This is a genomic window from uncultured Kushneria sp. (genome assembly GCF_947497025.1).
Taxonomy (GTDB): Bacteria; Pseudomonadota; Gammaproteobacteria; order Pseudomonadales; family Halomonadaceae; genus Kushneria.
The window spans coordinates 107,912-126,337 of sequence record NZ_CANMFC010000004.1 but is presented as its reverse complement, the minus strand read 5'-3'; the positions used below and the strand labels follow the sequence as shown (position 1 = coordinate 126,337).

The window sequence follows — 18,426 nt, the reverse complement described above, 5'->3', positions numbered from 1 at the left end:
AGTGAGGTGAAATCATGCATTCCAGCCGTCCCTATCTGATTCGTGCGTTGTATCAGTGGCTGCTGGACAACGACTGCACACCCTACGTCGTTGTCGATGCCGAGCGCACGGGTGTGGTGGTACCAGAACAGTTCGTCCAGAATGGCCAGATTGTTCTCAATATCGGTCCGGGCGCCGTTCGAGAGCTTTTCATGGAAAACGACATGGTGGCTTTCAATGCACGTTTTGGCGGCCAGCCGATGACCGTTGAGCTGCCCATCGATGCCATCATTGCCATCTATGCGCGTGAAAACGGTGTGGGCATGGTCTTCGGTCAGGAGCCTGTCATGCCGGACGACGCTTCGGATTCGGCCGAGCCCGATAATGATGACCTCGACGAGCGGGACTCTCATCTAGGCGCGGTGGCAAGAACGGATGAGGATCATGGCGAGGGTAGAAATGACGATGATGACGACGACGGCGGTTCACGCCCGCCCAAGGGACGCCCGTCCCTGAAAGTCATCAAGTAATCGCCCGCTATCGTTATACCAGCGGACCCGCCATGATGGCGGGTCCGTTTTTTTATGCCTGCCCGTTTTTTATATCGGGCAAGGGTAGGCAGCTTGCGGGGGCTTATACGCCCAGATATTCGAAGGCCTTGACGATGCGTTTTACGCCGCTGGTCTGTGAGACCAGCCGAACAAGGTAGTCTGCCTCGCTGGCGCGAACCATCCCCATCAAATACACCGTGCTATTCTCGGTCAGAACCCTGACCCTGTCGCTGTTGATGTGATTACTGGCGGTGATGCGGGCCTTCACACGCGACGTGATCCAGGTGTCCTGCAGTCGCTGTTGCGTTGAGCTGTTGGGCTCGACGCTTAACTCATTGCGCAGGTGGCGCACGCCGTTCAGGTGTGTGGCGAGTTCGCCTGCCTGCCCTTTCTGGGCTTCGGTCCCTACTTGACCGGTCAGCAATGCAAAACCGTTATAGACATCGACATTGATATGGGTGTTATCCAGGCTGTCGGTAGCGCGAATGCTGTCCCAGAGCATGCGGGCAGTCTGCGTGTCCTGGTCGATGGCATAGCTGGTACGAGTCCCATAACCGTTGCTGCCGGTGATGGTGCTGCAGCCGCTGGTCGCAAGCGTGACGGCGAGCAGCAGGGTGCCTGTAAGTCGGAAAAGTGTATATTTATTCATTGCTGCCAAAGAGCTGGTGGTCGATTAAATCGCAAAGACAGTGAATGACCAGCAGGTGCACTTCCTGAATGCGAGCGGTGACCGTCGCCGGGACCCGAATCTCGCAATCTTCCTGTCCCAGAAGTGAAGCCATGTTGCCACCGTCTCGGCCGGTCAGGGCGACCACAATCATTTCGCGATCATGGGCGGCCTGAATGGCCTGAATGACGTTGGCGGAGTTGCCGCTGGTAGAGATGGCCAGCAGAACATCACCAGGCTGACCCAGCGCCCGAATCTGTTTGGAGAAGACATCGTTGTAGCTGTAATCGTTGGCAATCGAGGTGATGGTCGAAGAGTCGGTGGTCAATGCCAGGGCCGGCAGGCTTGGGCGTTCGCGTTCAAAGCGGTTAAGCAGTTCCGATGAGAAGTGCTGGGCATCACCGGCGCTGCCCCCGTTGCCGCATGTCAGGATCTTGCCGTCATTGATCAGGCTCTGGACCATGATCTGGCTGGCCGTTTCGATGAAGGGCGGCAGGACCTCGCTCGACCAGGTCTTGACGTCGATACTGGCGTTGAATTGATCGATGATGCGTGATTGAAAGTCCATGGCACTCTTCACATTGTCAATGGCGTTATATTTCCGCGGCGTCACTACCGGACTCAAAAGGCGTCAAAGGCGCTTTTGACCCAGTCAAAGTGCAGGTGCCTGGGAGGTTCTCCCGTCACCCCGACCGCATCGAAGCGGCAGGGGCATGATAACCGCTTGTCGAGTAGATAAAAATGCGCCGCCCGGATCAGCTTTCGCTGCTTGGCAGGTGTGATGGTTTCCAGCGGGGAGCCGTGCGAAGCACTGGCACGATAACGGACTTCGATAAAGACCAGCGTGTCTCCATCGCGCATGATGAGGTCGGTTTCACCGCCGCGGATGTGCTGGTTGCGGGTGACCATGACAAGACCCTGTCGTTCAAGCCATTGCGCGGTCAACGACTCGATGTCGTGACCGCGCTGGCGATTGCTGAAGGGTCGAAAGGCCACGTTAACTCAGGGCAGCGTTGGCTGACCGTTACGGAAAACGGCCCAGGGCAGGGTGCGAACGACCCGGCCGTCCTGACCGGGGGCCAATCGGCCGGTGGCGCCGTAAAGTTCAAACCCTCCGATGGCGTTCATGACCGGTAGTCGACGTCCCAGCTCAAAGGCATCAACGCCCATGGCATGAAGCTTGATCATGGATGGCTGATCGTCATGGATAAGCCGCTCGCGAGTCGACTCAAAGGGCAGGGCGTCACTGCCGCCGGCAGCGGCTTCGGGAATCAGCCAGGGGATGTCCACGAACATCACGTCATCAAGGTCGTGGTCGAGCCTCGGCTGAGGCGAGCCTTCATAGACATGTGAGGTTGCATAGATGGGCAGGTTGGCGGCGTTATAGTAATCAAGGGTCGGAGGCACCTGACGGGCATAGCCGGGCAGGGCCAGCAGGAACAGCATGTCCGGTCGGCCACGGCCGCCATTGAGGACGGATTTGACTGCAGACGTCGCAGAAGCGGAGGGGTCATAATTCTGGACGCTGACCAGATCACCGCCTTCCTGCTGCCACTCCTTCTGGAAGGCACCCAGGACGCGGCTGCCCCACTCATTGTTTGGCACCATGACGCCCGCCCTGTGAAGACCGTCGAGCTGGCCGCGCTGGGCTGCCTGACGCGCTTCGTCCTCGGCCGAGAGCCCGTACTGGAACAGATTCCGGGCGCTGTTGTGATCATGCGTACCGTAGTTGAGCGCCAGCGTCGGCAGGGCGACGCTAGCGCGAGTCTCCAGCTGAGAGACCTGTTCCTTGCTAAGCGGGCCAATGACGGCCTGGGCGCCTTCCATGGTGGCGCGCGCATAAAGGCTTTCGATGTCCTGGCCGGTAGTATCATAGAAAACCAGCTCGGGAGCCTGCCCGCCCTGGCTTCGGACATCATCAGCGCGTGTTTCGATGCCTTCACGAATCGCGGTGGCGATGGATTCCAGCGGACCGCTCTGAGGCAGGAATACCGCAATCTTGCGGATCTCCTGGTCACGGATTTCGTCCAGTGCTCCCAGGTCCGACGGCAGGCGACGAGAAGCGGGGTGGCGAGGATTATTGGACTGCCACTGGCTGATGGCATCGGTTAGAGCGCCAATATTGGCACCCTGCTGGCGCTGCAGTCGTGCAAGCTCTGCCCAGTCGGCAGCCACGCTGCCCTGGCCGGCCAATTGATCAAGCTGGCCCGGATCAAGGCGATTGAGCTGTCGCCAGATGGTGTCATTGAGCTGGGTGTCGTCTGTTTGCTGCTGCAGGGCAATCAGGGTCTGCGCTGCATCGAACGGCTGGTTGTTCATGGCCTGTGCCAGGCCGCGGCGCTCAAGCAGCGTATTTTTTTCGTTGTCCGGCAGGGTCGCAGCGCTATCCAGAAGGCTGGTTGCGGCCAGCACTGTCTGCGGGTCCTGCAATTCAAGGGCCGCTCGCGAGCTCAGCAGTGCCCATCGAAGCTGCTGATCACTGGAGAGGACCGAACGGTCGAGCGAGTTGGCAATGTCCAGTGCGCGCTGGTTATCGCCCTGACGCTGAAACAGTTCGGCCGCTTGGAGGCGGGTGGCGGCAGCCTCGCTGCCCTGTTGCTGCTGGGCCTGGGTCAGCAGGTCGTTGGGCGACTGACCGCCAAAGCGATTAACAATGCCCGATGTGCCGGCACAGCCTGCCAGTGTGAGTGCCACCATGGCCGCGCCGGCCAGTCTGGTAAATGATGTTCGCATGCCTGGGCAGTTCCTTTTCTTGCCGGTCTCCATGATGGCGCCACAGCGTGGCGTCCGCGAACTGCACGGCGTACCATGCAGCTCCAGTCAAGCCTGTGCCGTTTTTGGTCATGACACAGGCAAATCCGAAAGCAATGACGCGTCCGAACCAGTGTAGTGTGATGACATGAATAGTTTTAGCAAGGGCGCATTGTACGTGGTTGCCACACCGATTGGTAACCTTGACGACCTCTCCAGACGCGCCATGGATACCCTGGCACAGGCCGATCTGATCGCGGCAGAAGATACCCGTCACAGCGTGCGCCTGCTCGATCATATCGGGGTTAGGGTGCCGCTGGTGTCGCTTCACGAACATAATGAAACCTCGCGAATCGAGCGCATCCGACAAGCGCTTGATGACGGTCAGCGCGTTGCGCTGATCAGTGATGCCGGCACGCCGCTGATTTCTGACCCCGGCTATCGTCTGGTGCAGGCACTGCGGCAGGCCGATTACACCGTTATTCCCATTCCCGGACCCAGCGCGCTGATCACGGCGCTGAGTGCTGCAGGGCTGCCGACCGAGCGTTTTCTGTTCGAAGGCTTTTTGCCGGCCAAAAGTTCCGGACGACGCCAGCGTCTGAGCGACGTTGTCGAGCTGCCGGTAACTATTGTGCTCTATGAGTCGCCGCATCGGATTCGCCAGTTGCTGGAGGATATCGAGATCGTGTTCGGTGAACGTCACCTTGTCGTGGCTCGTGAACTAACCAAGACCTTTGAAACCTTTTTGCAGGGGACGGCTAGCACTCTGCTGGCGCGCATGATGGATGACCCCGATCAGATGCGTGGTGAATTTGTGGTCATGATGGCGCCGGCGCCTGAAAAGGCACCCGCCGACAGCGGCCAGATTGATGGTGATCAGCTGTTGTCCTCGCTATTGGAGGAGGGGGTGGGGGTCAAGCAATCGGCCAGTGTGGCCACTCGTATACTGGGTGGTCGCAAGAGCGACTGGTATCAGCGTGCTCAGACGATCAAGGATGGTGGTTTTTGTAATTAATTGTTGCCTGTGGGTCACCAGGGCCGGTGCACAAGGATAAAAATGGTTAACGCGCTTGGAGCCGGGGTTCGGCACTGATATTCTTGCGCGCTTGGGAGTCGGCCGGACAGTCGCCGCTGAACCTTCGGGTTCGGGGGAGGAAAGTCCGGGCTCCATAGGGCAGGGTGCCAGGTAACGCCTGGGCGGCGCGAGCCGACGGAAAGTGCAGCAGAGAGTAGACCGCCCAAGCGGTGCCGATTCTCTCGGCACCGACGGCAAGGGTGAAAGGGTGCGGTAAGAGCGCACCGCACGCCTGGTAACAGGTCGTGGCATGGTAAACCCCATCCGGAGCAAGACCGAATAGGAACCCATTGGCGTGGCCCGCGTCGGGTTCGGGTAGGTTGCTTGAGGCGTTCGGTGACGAACGCCCTAGAGGAATGACTGTTCTCGACAGAACCCGGCTTACAGGCCGACTCCCACCTGTTTTCCCCTTGAAACATCCCTTGAGTTCTCATGAATCAGACCCCAGGTATCCGGCAAGACCACAAGCATGAAAGCGTCCTGCTTGAGGGTGCCGTCGATGCCCTCGTTCAGCGGCCCGACGGCCTCTATCTGGACGGTACATTCGGGCGTGGCGGGCATTCCCGCGCCATCCTTGACCGCCTGAGTGATCAGGGGCGCCTGGTCGCCATCGACCGTGATCCTGATGCGCTGGCCGCTGCGGCAGACATCGAAGACTCACGGTTTCATATTGCACGCGCCACATTCGCCGATCTGGGCGATGTCGCACGCCAGCAAGGCGTACACGGCAGGCTTTCCGGCATTTTGCTGGATGTGGGCGTGTCGTCTCCTCAGCTTGATGATGCCAGTCGTGGTTTCAGCTTCATGCGCGACGGCCCGCTTGATATGCGCATGGACCCCGATTCGGGCATCAGTGCGGCCCAATGGATTGCCGAAACCCCCGAGCGCGAGATGGCAGACGTCTTCAAGCGTCTGGGCGAGGAGCGTTTTGCCAGGCGTCTGGCTCGGGCGGTCGTCACACAGCGCAAGGAAGCCCCCATTACCCGTACCGTGGAACTTGCCGAGCTTTTGAAGACGGCGCATCCGGCGTGGGAAAAGGGACGCCATCCTGCCACACGTGCCTTTCAGGCCATTCGTATCCATCTCAATGATGAGCTGGGTCAGCTCGAGCGTGCCCTGGAGGCTGCGCTTGAGGCTCTGGCTCCCGATGGACGGCTGGTAGTGATCAGTTTTCACTCGCTGGAAGATCGTCTGGTCAAGCGCTTTATCCGTGACAAGTCACGGGGCGATCAGCACCTGCCACGGCACATGCCGCTTCGCGAGGACCAGATTCGTCGCGACATGGCACCTGTCGGCAAGGCGATTCGCCCGGATGATCAGGAAACCGGGTTTAATGTACGTGCCCGCAGCGCAGTCATGCGTGTGGCTCGCAAACTGGGGCAGGAGAGCTAGTCGCCATGGTTGAACGCACTTCCGGCTCTCCTTCGCGCAGTCAATGGCAGTGGCCCTTTCGGCTCCGCCTGACCTTCCTGCATGGCGTGATTCTGGCCATGCTGCTGCTGGTCATCTTTTCAGCGCTGGGTGTGATCAGTACGGCCTATCACACGCGCTCTCAATATGCGCGCCTTCAGACCATGGAGCACAAGCATGACCAGCTTCAAACGGTCTGGAGTCGTTTGCTGCTGGAAGAAAGCACCTGGTCGACCCCTTCACGTATCGAAAATCTGGCGCGTGATCGTCTCGAGATGCATGTGCCGGATGTCCACCACACCAGGGTCATGCGGCCATGAGTGAACAAAATCGCCGTGTCGGGCGTAATGCACGCATGTATGGCGGGAATACGGCTGCCAGTCATGTGACTGCCATGCCGATCTGGCGTTACCGATTCGTACTGGCCATCATCTTCATGGCCATGGCGGTGCTGGCCGGTCGTATTGTCTATCTGCAGGTCTTTGATCATCAATTCCTGCAGGGGCAGGGTGACTCGCGAACCATTCGGGTGCAGAGCATCGATGCCCACCGTGGCATGATTACCGACCGCGATGGTGAACCACTGGCTGTATCTACCCCGGTGGTGACCCTGTGGGCCAATCCGAAGGACCTTCCCGAGGACCCGGTACAGCTGACTCGACTGGCAAAGGCGCTGGATGAGCGGCCCGCGGACTTTATGGCGCGGGTGAAAAGCTACCGCGACAAGGAATTCATGTATCTCAAGCGCCGGGTCACGCCCGAGCCTGCCAGCCGCGTACTGGCACTTGATATCCCCGGCGTGCACGGTCGTCATGAATACAAGCGCTACTATCCGGCCGGTGAGGTGACTTCGCAGCTGGTGGGCATGACCAATATCGATGATCACGGTCAGGAAGGGCTGGAGCTGGCCTTTGATCGCTATCTGTCAGGTATCCCGGGGCAGCGTCGTGTGCTACAGGACCGCAAGGGCCAGCTGGTGCGTGATCTGCACATGATTCGAGAGGCCCATCCGGGCGGCGATGTGACCCTGTCGATCAATCTGCGCCTGCAGTATCTGGCCTATCGCGAGCTGAAGGCGGCGGTCAACGAGCACAACGCGGACAGCGGCACTCTCGTCATGATGGATGCGCATACCGGTGAGGTGCTGGCCATGGTCAGCCTGCCATCCTATAACCCCAATAATCGCACCAGCGTGGATCCGGCAGGATTGCGTAATCGGTCGCTGACCGATGCCTTCGAACCGGGGTCGGTCATGAAGCCCTTGGCCATGAGTGCGGGGCTCGAGTCGGGCAAGTTCACGCCGCATACTCCCATGGATACCACCCCCGGCTGGATGATGGTGGATGGTTATACCATCAAGGACACTCGCAACTTCGGCAAGCTGGACATGACCGGGGTCATTACCCACTCCTCCAATATCGGCATGACGCATATGGCTCTGGCCCTTCCGGATGATGCCATCTGGAACGTCTATGACTCGATGAAGCTGGGGCATCCCACCGGGCTTGGCTTTCCCGGGGAAGCCACCGGGAGTCTGCCTTCGCCGTTCAGCTGGTCCAAGGCCAAGCGGGCCACGCTCTCCTACGGGTATGGGCTATCGGTCAATGCTGTACAGCTCGCCAGTGCCTATACGGCGATTACCAACGATGGCAAGCAGTTGCCGCCCTCGCTGCTCAAGCTGAACAAGCCGCCCGAGGGGCATCAGGTCATGTCCTCAAAGACAGCCCACGAGCTGATCCAGATGATGGAAACGGTCGTGGAACCCGGCGGTGGTGGCACGCGTGCGGCGCTTGAAGGCTATCGGGTGGCCGGCAAGACCGGTACCGTAAGAAAAATTGGCGATACGGGGTATCAGAAAGAGGCCTATCGCTCCAACTTCGTTGGCATTGCACCGGCCAGCGACCCTCGCATTGTGACCGTGATTTCGATCGATAATGCCAAGGGTAAAGAGTATTACGGCGGCCTGGTGGCTGCGCCCATTTTCTCCAGAGTAGCCGGCAATGCGCTGCGCCTTCTGGATGTTCCCCCCGACGATCAGAGCAAGGAGGCGCCTGGTGCCTGATTTGCCGACCAGCACGCTGGCCGATGCCATTGCACGGCTCTGGCCCGACACCGACATGCTGCCGTTGGCGGATGAGGCACGTCTGGTGCTGGATTCACGCCATGTCGAGACTGGTGATGTTTTTGCGGCGCTGCCCGGCACCCGTGTCGATGGTCGACAGTACATTGACCAGGCGCGCGACCGGGGGGCAGCGCTGATTCTGGTGGCTCCGCCCTGGCAGGAAACGGCCGATGACCTGCTAATGCTGGATGATCTGCCCGAGCGGCTGGGTCAACTGGCATCACTGGTCATGGGGGTGCCTGACTCGCTTGAGCAGATTGCGGTGACCGGTACCAATGGCAAGAGCTCGGTAACGCACTACATCGCTGCGCTCAGCGAGGCGCTGGCAACGCCTGCCGGTCTGATCGGCACGTTGGGCAGTGGCCGCCCTGGCATGCTCGAGCACGCCGGACTGACCACGCCGGATGCCATCTCGCTGCAGCAGCGTCTGCGCGAACTGGCGGTTGCCGGTGCCGAACGCGTGGCGCTGGAGGCATCCTCTCACGCGCTTGATCAGCATCGCCTGAGCGGTTGTTATATTCGTGCGGCGGTCTTTACCAATCTGAGCCGCGATCATCTGGACTATCACCCGAGCATGGCCGCTTATGCCGCCGCCAAGGCTCGTCTTTTTCAGCGTCCCGAGCTTGAACTTGCCGTTGTCAACGCAGACGACACTCTGGCCCGACTGATGCTGGCGGGTGTGTCCAAAAAGGCGAGCGTGCTGAGGGTCGGCAGCCAGGACAGTCATGACTTTCAGGTGCGCCGCTGGCAGGCGCAGCGCCTCGGCCTTGAGGCAGGCATCATGACACCGGAAGGGGAGCAGACTCTGCGGCTTTCGCTGATGGGGCGCTTCAATCTGGATAATGTGCTGCTGGCCATCGCGACCCTCTACGGGCTTGGCAGTCCGCTGGGCGCATTGATGAAGGCGGCAGAGCAACTGACCCCTGTTCCCGGGCGAATGCAGCTGCTGGCACGGCCCGGTGCACCTGCGGTGGTGGTGGATTACGCTCACACGCCCGATGCACTTCGCAATGCGCTACTGGCCCTGCGTGAGCATGTGCCGGGCAGGCTCTGGTGTGTGCTGGGCTGCGGCGGAGATCGCGACACCGGCAAGCGCCCCTTGATGGGGGGCGTGGCAGCACTGCTTGCCGATGAAGTCGTGGTGACAGACGATAATCCGCGTAGTGAGCCACCCGAGGATATCCGCCGCATGATCATGTCCGAGATGCCTGAAGGGGCGCACGTTCGCGAAGTGGCCGGGCGGGCGCGTGCCATTGTCGATGTCGTGGCCAGTGCGGGCGCGCAGGACGTTATCCTGCTGGCCGGCAAGGGGCATGAGGATTACCAGGAGATTCAGGGCGTACGCTATCCGTTCAGTGATATGGACGTGGCGTCTCTGGCGCTGGAGGCCCACTGGCATGAGTGATACACCGCCCAAAATCATTGAAGCACTGCGTTTGCCTGCCGATGCCGTTATCGACCCGCGAGGTGATTTCGCGCGAGCAGAATCCTGTCGCATCGTGACTGATACCCGCAGCCTGCAGGCAGGGGACGTGTTTCTGGCGCTTCGCGGTGAGCGCTTCGATGGTCATGACTTTCTCCAGACGGCCCGTGATCGCGGTGCCATCGCTGCGATTGTTGATACCGCATTTGAGACCGACATCGCACAGCTGGTGGTAGCGGATACGAGGCTGGCGCTCGGACTGCTGGCGCGTCATCACCGTCTTCAGTGGCAGGGGCGGCTGGCGGCCATTACGGGCAACAGTGGCAAGACCACCGTGCGCGCCCTGTGTGAAGCGATTATGTCACGCAGTGCGCCGACACATGCCACCCGCGGCAATCTCAATAACGATATCGGTGTGCCGCTGACGCTTTTGCAACTGGATGATCGTTGTCAGCAGGCAGTCATTGAAGCCGGTGCAAACCATACGGGTGAAATTGCCTGGACGACCGCGCTGGCATGCCCGGATGTGGTGCTGATCAACAACGTTACCGATGCCCATATCGGTGAGTTTGGTAGCGCCGGTCACATTGCCCAGGCAAAGGCCGAGATACTGTCGGGGTTGTCGCCTGATGGCGTTGCGATACTCAATCGCAACGATCGTTTTTATGGTCTCTGGGCGGCGCTTGCTTCTTGTCATGACGTTCTGGACTTCGGGATTGATGTACCCGCCCGTGTTCAGGCCATTGATCTGATGAGTGAAGAGGGCTTTTATCGCTTTACGCTGATGATCGATGACAATGAAGTGGGCCGGGTTGTGCTACCGCTGATGGGGCGTCATAACGTCATGAACGCGCTGGGTGCTGCGGCCGTGGCGCATGCCATGGGCTGTGCACCGACACATATCCTGGCAGGTCTGAACGAGGTCGAAGGCGTGGCCCGGCGAATGGCGATGGTTGAAGGCATTCGCGGTACCACGCTGATTGATGACAGCTACAACGCCAATCCGGGCGCCATGCGGGCTTCACTGGAGACGCTGGTGCAGCGTCCCGGGCCCCGCTGGTGTTTTCTCGGCGCCATGGGCGAGCTGGGACGTTACAGCGACGAGGCGCATGAGGCGCTGGGGCAGTACGCTCGCACACTCGATATTGATCGAGTGATCACGATCGGCGAACCTGCCAGAGCGATATCAACGGCCTTTGGGGAGCGTGGGCGCCATTTCGATGATTGGGCCTCGCTGATCGAGTTTGCTCAACATTCTCTGCCTACAAACGCCAGTGTGCTGATCAAGGGATCTCTCAGCGCCGGAATGGACCGTCTGGTCAATGCGCTTCGATCAGAATCTTCAGGTGATTATTCATAATGTTGCTTTTTCTTGCCGAACTGCTCTCTTCCTTTCAAACCAGTTTCAGCGTTTTTGGTTATCTGACCCTGCGAATGATTCTGGCCACGCTGACCGCACTTTTGCTGTCATTGATGATTGGCCCCTGGGTCATTCGACGGCTGGTCGCCGGTCAGATCGGGCAGGCGATTCGTGATGATGGCCCGCAGTCGCATCTGTCCAAGGCTGGAACGCCCACCATGGGGGGCGTGATGATCCTGCTGTCAATCGCGGTCTCCACGCTGTTGTGGGCTGATCTGGGCAATCACTACGTTTGGCTGGTGTTGCTGGTCACACTGGGATTTGGAGCGATCGGCTGGGTTGATGACTATCGCAAGGTGGTCGAAAAGAATCCGCGCGGCCTGCCGGCCAAATGGAAGTATCTATGGCAGTCGGTGATCGGCCTTGCCGTGGCCGTGGCGCTCTATGCGACGTCGGCCTCTCCGGTCGAAACCAGCCTGATCGTGCCGTTTTTCAAAAGCATCGTGATTCAGCTGGGGCCCTTTTTCATCCTGCTGACCTATCTGGTGATCGTGGGCAGCTCCAACGCCGTTAACCTGACGGATGGTCTGGACGGGCTGGCGATCATGCCGACCGTGCTGGTTGCCATGGGGCTGGGTGTTTTTGCCTACGCCAGCGGCAACGCCATGTTTGCCGAGTATCTGCACATTCCTTCGGTGCCCGGTGCCGGCGAGATGGCCGTTTTCTGTGGCACCATCATCGGTGCGGGGCTGGGCTTTCTCTGGTTTAACACCTATCCGGCTCAGGTATTTATGGGCGATGTTGGTGCGCTGGCACTGGGCGCTGCTCTGGGGATGGTGGCGGTCGCCGTGCGACAGGAGATCGTGCTGTTTATCATGGGCGGGGTCTTTGTCATGGAGACCGTCTCGGTCATTGTACAGGTAACCTCGTTCAAGCTGACCGGCCGGCGTGTGTTTCGCATGGCACCGCTTCATCACCACTTTGAGTTGAAAGGCTGGCCCGAACCGCGTGTCATCATCCGTTTCTGGATCATTACCGTGGTGCTGGTCCTGTTGGGTCTGGCCACTCTAAAAATTCGCTGATATGGCGACTTCCTCATGCTGATCGAGTCGCATCATAGTGTTGTTATCGGGCTTGGCCGCTCGGGACTGGCCATCGCCGAGCACCTGACTCGCCGGGGCGAGCCCTTTGTCATGGCCGATACGCGCGCACAACCGGCAGGGCTTGCCGAGTTTCAGCGTCTTTATCCCGACGTCGCGTTGCACTGCGGTGATCTGAGTGCACTGGCACTTGAGCGGGCAGGCAGAATTATCCTGAGTCCCGGTGTCGATGTCCGCACGCCCGGCCTGCCGCGCTCCGGTCCGGAGGTTGTGGGTGAAACCGCACTTTTCGTTGAGGCGCTGAACGAGCGGGGCCAGCGTCCCATGCTGATTGCCATTACCGGTTCCAACGCCAAATCGACGGTGACGACACTTGTCGGTGACATGGCGCGCGCCTGCGGTATTGATGTGGCGGTGGGCGGTAATCTGGGGACGCCGGCGCTGACCCTTCTGGCGCAGCGGCCGGAGGCGGCATGCTTCGTGCTGGAGCTTTCGTCCTTTCAGTTGGAAACCACGCCGCAGCTGAATGCCGATGTGGCCGTATATCTCAACCTCAGCAGTGACCATCTGGACCGGCATGACGGCATGGCCGGTTACGGGCGCGCCAAGCAGCAGATCTTCAACGGGGCCGGTGTCGCCATCATCAACCGTGATGATCCTGCCACCATGCCATGCGATGCGGCTCGTGTGGCGCGTACGCGCTCCTTTGGCAGTGACCATCCCATCAGCAGCCACGACTGGGGTCTTGACTCGTGCGGTGACGAGGTCTGGCTCATGCAGGGCGAACAGACAGTCATGGCGGCACGCGATGTCATGATGCCGGGTCAGCATAACCTTCTTAACGTACTGGCAGCGCTGGCGGTGGGGCACGAGGCCGGCTGGCCACGTGAGCGTCTGATCGAGACCGTGACGCACTTTGCAGGCCTGCCGCATCGGGCGCAGCGAGTAGCGGACATCAATGGGGTGACCTGGATCAACGATTCCAAGGGCACCAACGTGGGCGCCACGCTTGCGGCCATCGAAGGCATCGGCATGACCCTGTCCGGGCGGCTGGTGCTGCTGGCCGGTGGCGTGGGGAAGGGCGCTGATTTTACGCCGTTGGCTGAACCGCTTGCCCGTTATGCACGAACCGTCGTGGTGTACGGGCGCGATCGGGCGCAGCTGGCGCATGCACTTGAGGCATCGGTCGCAGTTGTGGTCGTGGACACGCTCGAGCAGGCCATGCAACATGCGATAGGCGTAGCGCAGCCGGGCGATGCGGTACTGTTGTCTCCTGCCTGTGCCAGCCTTGATCAATTCGATAACTTCGAAGCGCGCGGAGATGTCTTCTGTGCGTGGCTTAAACAGTGGCAGCCGCATTCATGAAATCTCTGGCAGAACGTTTTTCTACCGAGCGCCATGCCATCGATGGCTGGCTGGTGCTTTCCGCCATTACATTGATGGTGATCGGCTGGATCATGGTGACCTCGGCTTCAACAGAGGTGGCCAGCAGCCAGACCGGTAATCCCTGGTATTACAGTATTCGTCACGGCATTTTTGTGCTGGCTTCCATGAGCATTGCTCTGCTGGTCATGCGCATTCCTTCCGTGTGGTGGCGCGCCAACGGGCCGACGCTTTTACTTGTAGCGGCCATTCTGCTGGCCGCCGTTTTGATCGTGGGTCGAGAGGTGAACGGCAGTCGCCGCTGGATCCATCTGGGCCCCATCAACCTTCAGGCCTCCGAAGTCGGCAAGTTCTGTCTTATCATCTATATCGCCGGTTATACCGAGCGTCACCTGACGCGTCTGCGTCGCAGCTGGTGGGGCTTCATGGCACCGCTGATGCTGACCTTTTCCCTGTGTATTCTGCTGATTCTCGAACCGGACTACGGTGCTGCGGTCGTCATGCTGGCGGCCACCATGGGGGTGCTGCTGCTGGCAGGGGCATCTCTCTGGCGCTTTATATTGCTGGCTGGCGGTGTAGTAACGCTTGGCGCCTTTGTGGCGATATCGGAGCCTTATCGCCTTGCACGTATTTCCAGCTTTCTTGATCCGTGGGCCAACCAGTACGGTTCCGGTTATCAGCTCACTCAGGCGCTGATCGCCTTCGGTCGCGGTGGCTGGAGCGGTCTTGGTCTGGGCAACAGCGTCCAGAAGCTCTTTTACCTTCCGGAGGCACACACCGACTTTGTGTTCTCAGTGCTGGCAGAAGAGCTCGGTATGCTGGGTGCCGTAGGCGCTGTCGCTCTTTTTGTCGTGCTGGTTTATCGCTGTTTTCGCATTGGGCGTAATGCCGAGGAGAGTGGTCATCTGTTTGCGGCCTACGTCTGCTACGGGATCGGCATCATTTTTGCCTCACAGTCCTTTATCAACGTGGCGGTCAATGCAGGGCTCCTGCCGACCAAGGGCCTGACGCTGCCGCTACTGAGCTACGGTGGGTCTAGTCTGATGGTCAGTGGCGCCATGGTCGGGGTGCTTCTGCGAATCGATGGCGAGACAAGAGGTCGTCGTCGCGCCGCACGCAAACGCTCTCGCAGTGCCACCGCGGAGGCGTCGGCATGAGTATGTGGTCCAAAAGAGTATTGATCATGGCCGGGGGGACCGGTGGGCATGTGGTGCCTGCGCTGTCGCTGGCGCGCGCCCTGCAGGCAAGGGGGGTCGAGATACACTGGCTGGGCACGCCCCGGGGCATCGAAAATACCCTGGTGCCCGAGGCGGGCATTCCTCTGCACCATGTGTCGGTTGTCGGGTTGCGTGGTAACGGAGCGCTGGGCTGGCTCAAGGCGCCATGGCGACTCTGGAAAGCCATTCATCAGGCACGGCGCACCATTCGATCATTGGATGTATCGCTGGTGGTCGGGCTGGGTGGATTTGCCAGCGGCCCCGGTGGGTTGGCTGCCTGGCTGATGAAGGTGCCGCTGATCATTCACGAGCAGAATGCCTTGCCGGGAATGACCAACAAGGTGCTGGCCCGTCTGGCCCGCCGCGTGTATGCCGCCTTTCCCAATGCCTTTGACGACGCTCGTCATCCGATCGTGATCGGCAATCCCGTCCGCCAGGAGATCGCGGCGATTGGTGAAGCCTCGCGCGGGATCGAAGCGCTGACGACACGGCCGCTGAGGCTGCTGGTTGTGGGCGGGTCACTGGGAGCACAGGTACTCAATGAGCGTGTTCCCGCAGCGCTTGCCCTGATGTCAGACGATGCCCGGCCCGAGATTCGACATCAGGCCGGCCGCAATAAGGAGGCTGCCACCATCGAGGCCTATGAGGCAGCAGGTGTCAAGGCGAACATTTCCGATTTTATTGGCGACATGGCACAGGCCTATGAGTGGGCTGATCTGGTGGTCTGTCGCAGCGGTGCGCTGACGGTCACCGAACTGGCCGCGGCGGGCAGGGCATCACTTCTGGTGCCGTTTCCACACGCGGTGGATGATCACCAGACCATCAATGCAAATTATCTGGTCGAGGCCGGTGCGGCGCAATTGATTCCTCAGTCGAAGATGAGCGTACAGGCGTTAAGTGACACGCTTGGCGAATTGCTGGATGCTCATCGATTGCTGGAAATGGGACGGCGTGCCAGAAGCGTGGCGCAGCTGGAGGCGACCGACATCATGGCCCAGGGCTGTATGGAGACAGGTTTTGAGTAATCAGATGCAGGCACGCAGCGGTATGCGTCGCATACGCTGTATTCATTTTGTAGGCATTGGCGGCTCCGGCATGTGTGGCATTGCCGAGGTACTGGCCAATCAGGGCTTTTGTGTCAGCGGCAGTGATCTGCGCGAGTCTGCGGTCGTGGCACATCTGCGCCAGTGCGGAATCCGGGTGAATATCGGGCATCACGGCGACAACGTGCGTGATGCTGATGTAGTGGTTGTGTCGAGCGCTGTGGACCCGACCAATCCCGAGGTCGTGACGGCACGGGAACATCGAGTGCCGGTGGTACGCCGCGCCGAAATGCTTGCCGAGCTGATGCGCTTTCGCCACGGAATTGCGGTGGCGGGCACGCATGGCAAGACCACAACGACCAGTCTGACGGCTACCCTTCTGGCCGAGGGTGGGCTTGATCCGACCTTTGTCATTGGCGGACGACTTACCAGTGCCGGCAGTAACGCGCAGCTGGGGGAGGGCGAGTACCTGGTCGCCGAGGCAGATGAGTCCGATGCCTCCTTTCTGCACCTTCAGCCGATGACGGCGATCGTGACCAACATCGATGCCGATCACATGGCGACCTATGAGGGTGATTTCGGTCGTCTGCAGGATACCTTCATCGAATTTCTGCACAACTTGCCCTTTTATGGGCTGGCCATTGTCTGCCTTGATGACCCGGTCGTGCACGAGCTATTGCCCAGAATTCAGCGTCAGTTTGTCACCTATGGGTTTGACGACAACGCCGATTACCGGATTACCGATTTTTCCCAACAGGGCGATACCGTCTCGTTTACAGCCTGTCGTCCCGAGCCGCATGCCGCGATCAATGTTCGACTGGCCATGCCCGGTCGTCACAATGCCCTGAATGCCATGGCGGCCATTGCAGTGGCTACGGACGCCGGAGTCAGCGATGCGTCGATCATTCAGGCGCTGGGAGGATTTGCCGGTGTTGGGCGCCGCTTTCAGATTCAGGGACACTATCGATTGCCTGGCAGTGCCGACAATGGCCTGCCGGTCATGCTGGTGGACGACTATGGTCATCATCCACGCGAGGTGGAAATGGTCATTCAGGCGGTTCGTGAGGGCTGGCCGGATCGGCGTCTGATCATGATCTATCAGCCGCATCGCTACTCCAGAACCCATGATCTTTATGAAGATTTCGTGCGGGTGCTGTCAGGCGTCGATCAGCTGCTGCTTCTGGACGTTTACAGTGCCGGGGAGGCCCCCATTACGGGTGCTGACTCACGTGCGCTGGCAGGCTCCATTCGTCAGCGCGGGCAAACCTCGCCGCTTTTTGTCGAAAGTCGTGAAGCGCTTGCGGACATATTAAGCAACGTGCTCGATGACAACGACATTTTGATCACGCAGGGTGCCGGTGATATTGGCGGTATCAGCATTTCGCTGGCCCATAGTGAACTCAGGCTCGAGGGAGTTGCCCTGTAATGACTGGGGTTTTCAAAACCTGTTCCTTGGTACAGGGTGTGCAATGACAACGGCAACTTCCAATCGCCTGCTGGGACTGATTCTCATCGTGGCACTGCTGGTGGCAGGTGGTCGTACGCTCTGGATATGGCTGGACAAGCCTATTGAGCATGTGTCCATTAGGGGTGATCTGGAATATGTCAATGCCGCCTATCTGCAGGATCAGCTCTCGCCGCTAATCGCTGGAGAAAGCTGGTTGTCTGTCGATATCAGCCAGCTGCGTCGTGAGGCGCTACAGGTGCCCTGGCTCAAGGATGTCCGCCTTTCGAGGCGGTGGCCGAATGCACTGACGTTTGAGCTCTACGAGCAGCGCCCCGTGGCTTGGTGGAATGATGATTCATTGCTCAATGCTCAGGGTGAACCCTTTGCGGCTGGTCCCATCAAGAATGTGGGTGCCAAACCATGGCTGGCCGGCCCGCAGGGGAGCGGTCCTGAGGTGCTTGCCTACTATGATGCCTTGAGAAAACAGTTTGCGCGTTTGAACATGACCATTACGCAACTGCGTCTTGAGCCGCGCGGTGCCTGGCGTGTACAGCTTGATAATGCCTTTTGGATCATGCTGGGGCGAACGGATCTGGATATGCGACTTGAGCGTTTTATTACGGCATGGCAGCGTGGGCTTTCTGGGAGTCGCGACAATATCCGTTATATCGATTTGCGTTACCCCAATGGCGTCTCGGTGGCGTGGCATGGCGAAAATGACCCCGAAAATGATAATTCGGATGGATAATTGGAACGTTCTCGTTAAGTTGCGTAAAAACACGGGTCATCAGAGGAAATGGGTATTTCTTTCGCTTTAAAATCACCGTATTCTCGGTAAGTCTTTTCAGTATTATTAACGCGCAATTACGCCAGTTACTTTTTTAATTGAATGCGATTG

17 protein-coding genes and 1 other RNA gene are annotated in these 18,426 nt (G+C 59.5%); 14 read left to right on the top strand and 4 right to left on the bottom strand.

Going from position 1 to position 18,426, the window contains the following annotated elements; translation table 11 throughout:
• The first annotated feature begins 14 nt into the window (after positions 1-14).
• Entirely contained in the window at positions 15-509 is a 495-nt protein-coding gene (locus tag Q0931_RS08905) for a ClpXP protease specificity-enhancing factor (protein WP_299259421.1), read from the top strand.
• A 103-nt stretch (positions 510-612) separates the two neighbouring features.
• On the opposite strand, the gene Q0931_RS08900 is transcribed toward Q0931_RS08905, so the two are convergent.
• Genes Q0931_RS08900 through Q0931_RS08885 form a run of 4 tightly spaced genes read right to left on the bottom strand, consistent with a single transcriptional unit; the run spans position 613 to position 3,930 of the window.
• A complete protein-coding gene (locus Q0931_RS08900) occupies positions 613-1,179 on the bottom strand; it encodes a BON domain-containing protein (RefSeq protein ID WP_299259419.1) in 567 nt (188 codons plus the stop codon).
• Positions 1,172-1,765, bottom strand: a complete 594-nt coding sequence (locus Q0931_RS08895; protein ID WP_299259920.1) for a phosphoheptose isomerase — start codon at positions 1,763-1,765, stop codon at positions 1,172-1,174. The genes Q0931_RS08900 and Q0931_RS08895 overlap by 8 nt, the downstream gene beginning before the upstream one ends.
• 53 nt (positions 1,766-1,818) lie before the next feature.
• A complete protein-coding gene (locus tag Q0931_RS08890; protein WP_299259417.1) occupies positions 1,819-2,193 on the bottom strand; it encodes a YraN family protein in 375 nt (124 codons plus the stop codon).
• 6 nt (positions 2,194-2,199) lie between these two features.
• Positions 2,200-3,930, bottom strand: a complete 1,731-nt coding sequence (locus tag Q0931_RS08885; RefSeq protein ID WP_299259415.1) for a penicillin-binding protein activator — start codon at positions 3,928-3,930, stop codon at positions 2,200-2,202.
• 166 nt (positions 3,931-4,096) lie between these two features.
• Between Q0931_RS08885 and rsmI the strand changes: the two genes are divergently transcribed.
• The 13 genes from rsmI to Q0931_RS08820 all read left to right on the top strand — a co-directional run bounded on the left by rsmI (position 4,097) and on the right by Q0931_RS08820 (position 18,276).
• A complete protein-coding gene (gene rsmI / locus Q0931_RS08880) occupies positions 4,097-4,963 on the top strand; it encodes a 16S rRNA (cytidine(1402)-2'-O)-methyltransferase (protein WP_299259413.1) in 867 nt (288 codons plus the stop codon).
• 94 nt (positions 4,964-5,057) lie between these two features.
• Positions 5,058-5,423, top strand: an RNA gene (gene rnpB, locus Q0931_RS08875) — RNase P RNA component class A.
• A 32-nt stretch (positions 5,424-5,455) separates the two neighbouring features.
• Positions 5,456-6,415: a 16S rRNA (cytosine(1402)-N(4))-methyltransferase RsmH gene (gene rsmH, locus Q0931_RS08870; protein WP_299259411.1), complete on the top strand. Its 960-nt coding sequence runs from the start codon at positions 5,456-5,458 to the stop codon at positions 6,413-6,415.
• A gap of 5 nt (positions 6,416-6,420) precedes the next feature.
• A complete protein-coding gene (ftsL, locus tag Q0931_RS08865; RefSeq protein WP_086901397.1) occupies positions 6,421-6,753 on the top strand; it encodes a cell division protein FtsL in 333 nt (110 codons plus the stop codon).
• Complete coding sequence (locus Q0931_RS08860; RefSeq protein WP_299259408.1) at positions 6,750-8,495, top strand: penicillin-binding protein 2; 1,746 nt, start codon at positions 6,750-6,752, stop codon at positions 8,493-8,495. Before ftsL ends, Q0931_RS08860 begins: the two co-directional genes overlap by 4 nt.
• Positions 8,488-9,960, top strand: a complete 1,473-nt coding sequence (locus tag Q0931_RS08855; RefSeq protein ID WP_366941597.1) for a UDP-N-acetylmuramoyl-L-alanyl-D-glutamate--2,6-diaminopimelate ligase — start codon at positions 8,488-8,490, stop codon at positions 9,958-9,960. The genes Q0931_RS08860 and Q0931_RS08855 overlap by 8 nt, the downstream gene beginning before the upstream one ends.
• Positions 9,953-11,338 (top strand): UDP-N-acetylmuramoyl-tripeptide--D-alanyl-D-alanine ligase, encoded by a 1,386-nt coding sequence (gene murF, locus Q0931_RS08850; RefSeq protein WP_299259406.1) that lies wholly within the window; start codon positions 9,953-9,955, stop codon positions 11,336-11,338. The genes Q0931_RS08855 and murF overlap by 8 nt, the downstream gene beginning before the upstream one ends.
• Positions 11,338-12,420, top strand: a complete 1,083-nt coding sequence (gene mraY / locus Q0931_RS08845; protein ID WP_299259404.1) for a phospho-N-acetylmuramoyl-pentapeptide-transferase — start codon at positions 11,338-11,340, stop codon at positions 12,418-12,420. Before murF ends, mraY begins: the two co-directional genes overlap by 1 nt.
• Positions 12,421-12,435: 15 nt before the next feature.
• Positions 12,436-13,803 (top strand): UDP-N-acetylmuramoyl-L-alanine--D-glutamate ligase, encoded by a 1,368-nt coding sequence (gene murD, locus Q0931_RS08840; RefSeq protein WP_299259402.1) that lies wholly within the window; start codon positions 12,436-12,438, stop codon positions 13,801-13,803.
• Positions 13,800-14,978, top strand: a complete 1,179-nt coding sequence (ftsW, locus tag Q0931_RS08835; protein WP_299259400.1) for a putative lipid II flippase FtsW — start codon at positions 13,800-13,802, stop codon at positions 14,976-14,978. The genes murD and ftsW overlap by 4 nt, the downstream gene beginning before the upstream one ends.
• Positions 14,975-16,063 carry an undecaprenyldiphospho-muramoylpentapeptide beta-N-acetylglucosaminyltransferase gene (gene murG / locus Q0931_RS08830; RefSeq protein WP_299259398.1) on the top strand — a complete coding sequence of 363 codons (1,089 nt, stop codon included), beginning with the start codon at positions 14,975-14,977 and terminating at the stop codon, positions 16,061-16,063. Before ftsW ends, murG begins: the two co-directional genes overlap by 4 nt.
• 4 nt (positions 16,064-16,067) lie before the next feature.
• Positions 16,068-17,507 (top strand): UDP-N-acetylmuramate--L-alanine ligase, encoded by a 1,440-nt coding sequence (murC, locus tag Q0931_RS08825; protein WP_299259916.1) that lies wholly within the window; start codon positions 16,068-16,070, stop codon positions 17,505-17,507.
• Between the two features lie 43 nt (positions 17,508-17,550).
• Positions 17,551-18,276: a cell division protein FtsQ/DivIB gene (locus tag Q0931_RS08820; RefSeq protein ID WP_299259384.1), complete on the top strand. Its 726-nt coding sequence runs from the start codon at positions 17,551-17,553 to the stop codon at positions 18,274-18,276.
• Positions 18,277-18,426: the final 150 nt, after the last annotated feature.

Bases quoted from the DNA above. Each gene is read 5' to 3' on its own strand.
- Q0931_RS08905 (WP_299259421.1), top strand. From the start codon at position 15: ATGCATTCCAGCCGTCCCTATCTGATTCGTGCGTTGTATCAGTGGCTG.
- Q0931_RS08900 (WP_299259419.1), bottom strand. From the start codon at position 1,179: ATGAATAAATATACACTTTTCCGACTTACAGGCACCCTGCTGCTCGCC.
- Q0931_RS08895 (WP_299259920.1), bottom strand. From the start codon at position 1,765: ATGGACTTTCAATCACGCATCATCGATCAATTCAACGCCAGTATCGAC.
- Q0931_RS08885 (WP_299259415.1), bottom strand. From the start codon at position 3,930: ATGCGAACATCATTTACCAGACTGGCCGGCGCGGCCATGGTGGCACTC.
- rsmI (WP_299259413.1), top strand. From the start codon at position 4,097: ATGAATAGTTTTAGCAAGGGCGCATTGTACGTGGTTGCCACACCGATT.
- rsmH (WP_299259411.1), top strand. From the start codon at position 5,456: ATGAATCAGACCCCAGGTATCCGGCAAGACCACAAGCATGAAAGCGTC.
- ftsL (WP_086901397.1), top strand. From the start codon at position 6,421: ATGGTTGAACGCACTTCCGGCTCTCCTTCGCGCAGTCAATGGCAGTGG.
- Q0931_RS08860 (WP_299259408.1), top strand. From the start codon at position 6,750: ATGAGTGAACAAAATCGCCGTGTCGGGCGTAATGCACGCATGTATGGC.
- murF (WP_299259406.1), top strand. From the start codon at position 9,953: ATGAGTGATACACCGCCCAAAATCATTGAAGCACTGCGTTTGCCTGCC.
- mraY (WP_299259404.1), top strand. From the start codon at position 11,338: ATGTTGCTTTTTCTTGCCGAACTGCTCTCTTCCTTTCAAACCAGTTTC.
- murD (WP_299259402.1), top strand. From the start codon at position 12,436: ATGCTGATCGAGTCGCATCATAGTGTTGTTATCGGGCTTGGCCGCTCG.
- ftsW (WP_299259400.1), top strand. From the start codon at position 13,800: ATGAAATCTCTGGCAGAACGTTTTTCTACCGAGCGCCATGCCATCGAT.
- murG (WP_299259398.1), top strand. From the start codon at position 14,975: ATGAGTATGTGGTCCAAAAGAGTATTGATCATGGCCGGGGGGACCGGT.
- murC (WP_299259916.1), top strand. From the start codon at position 16,068: ATGCAGGCACGCAGCGGTATGCGTCGCATACGCTGTATTCATTTTGTA.
- Q0931_RS08820 (WP_299259384.1), top strand. From the start codon at position 17,551: ATGACAACGGCAACTTCCAATCGCCTGCTGGGACTGATTCTCATCGTG.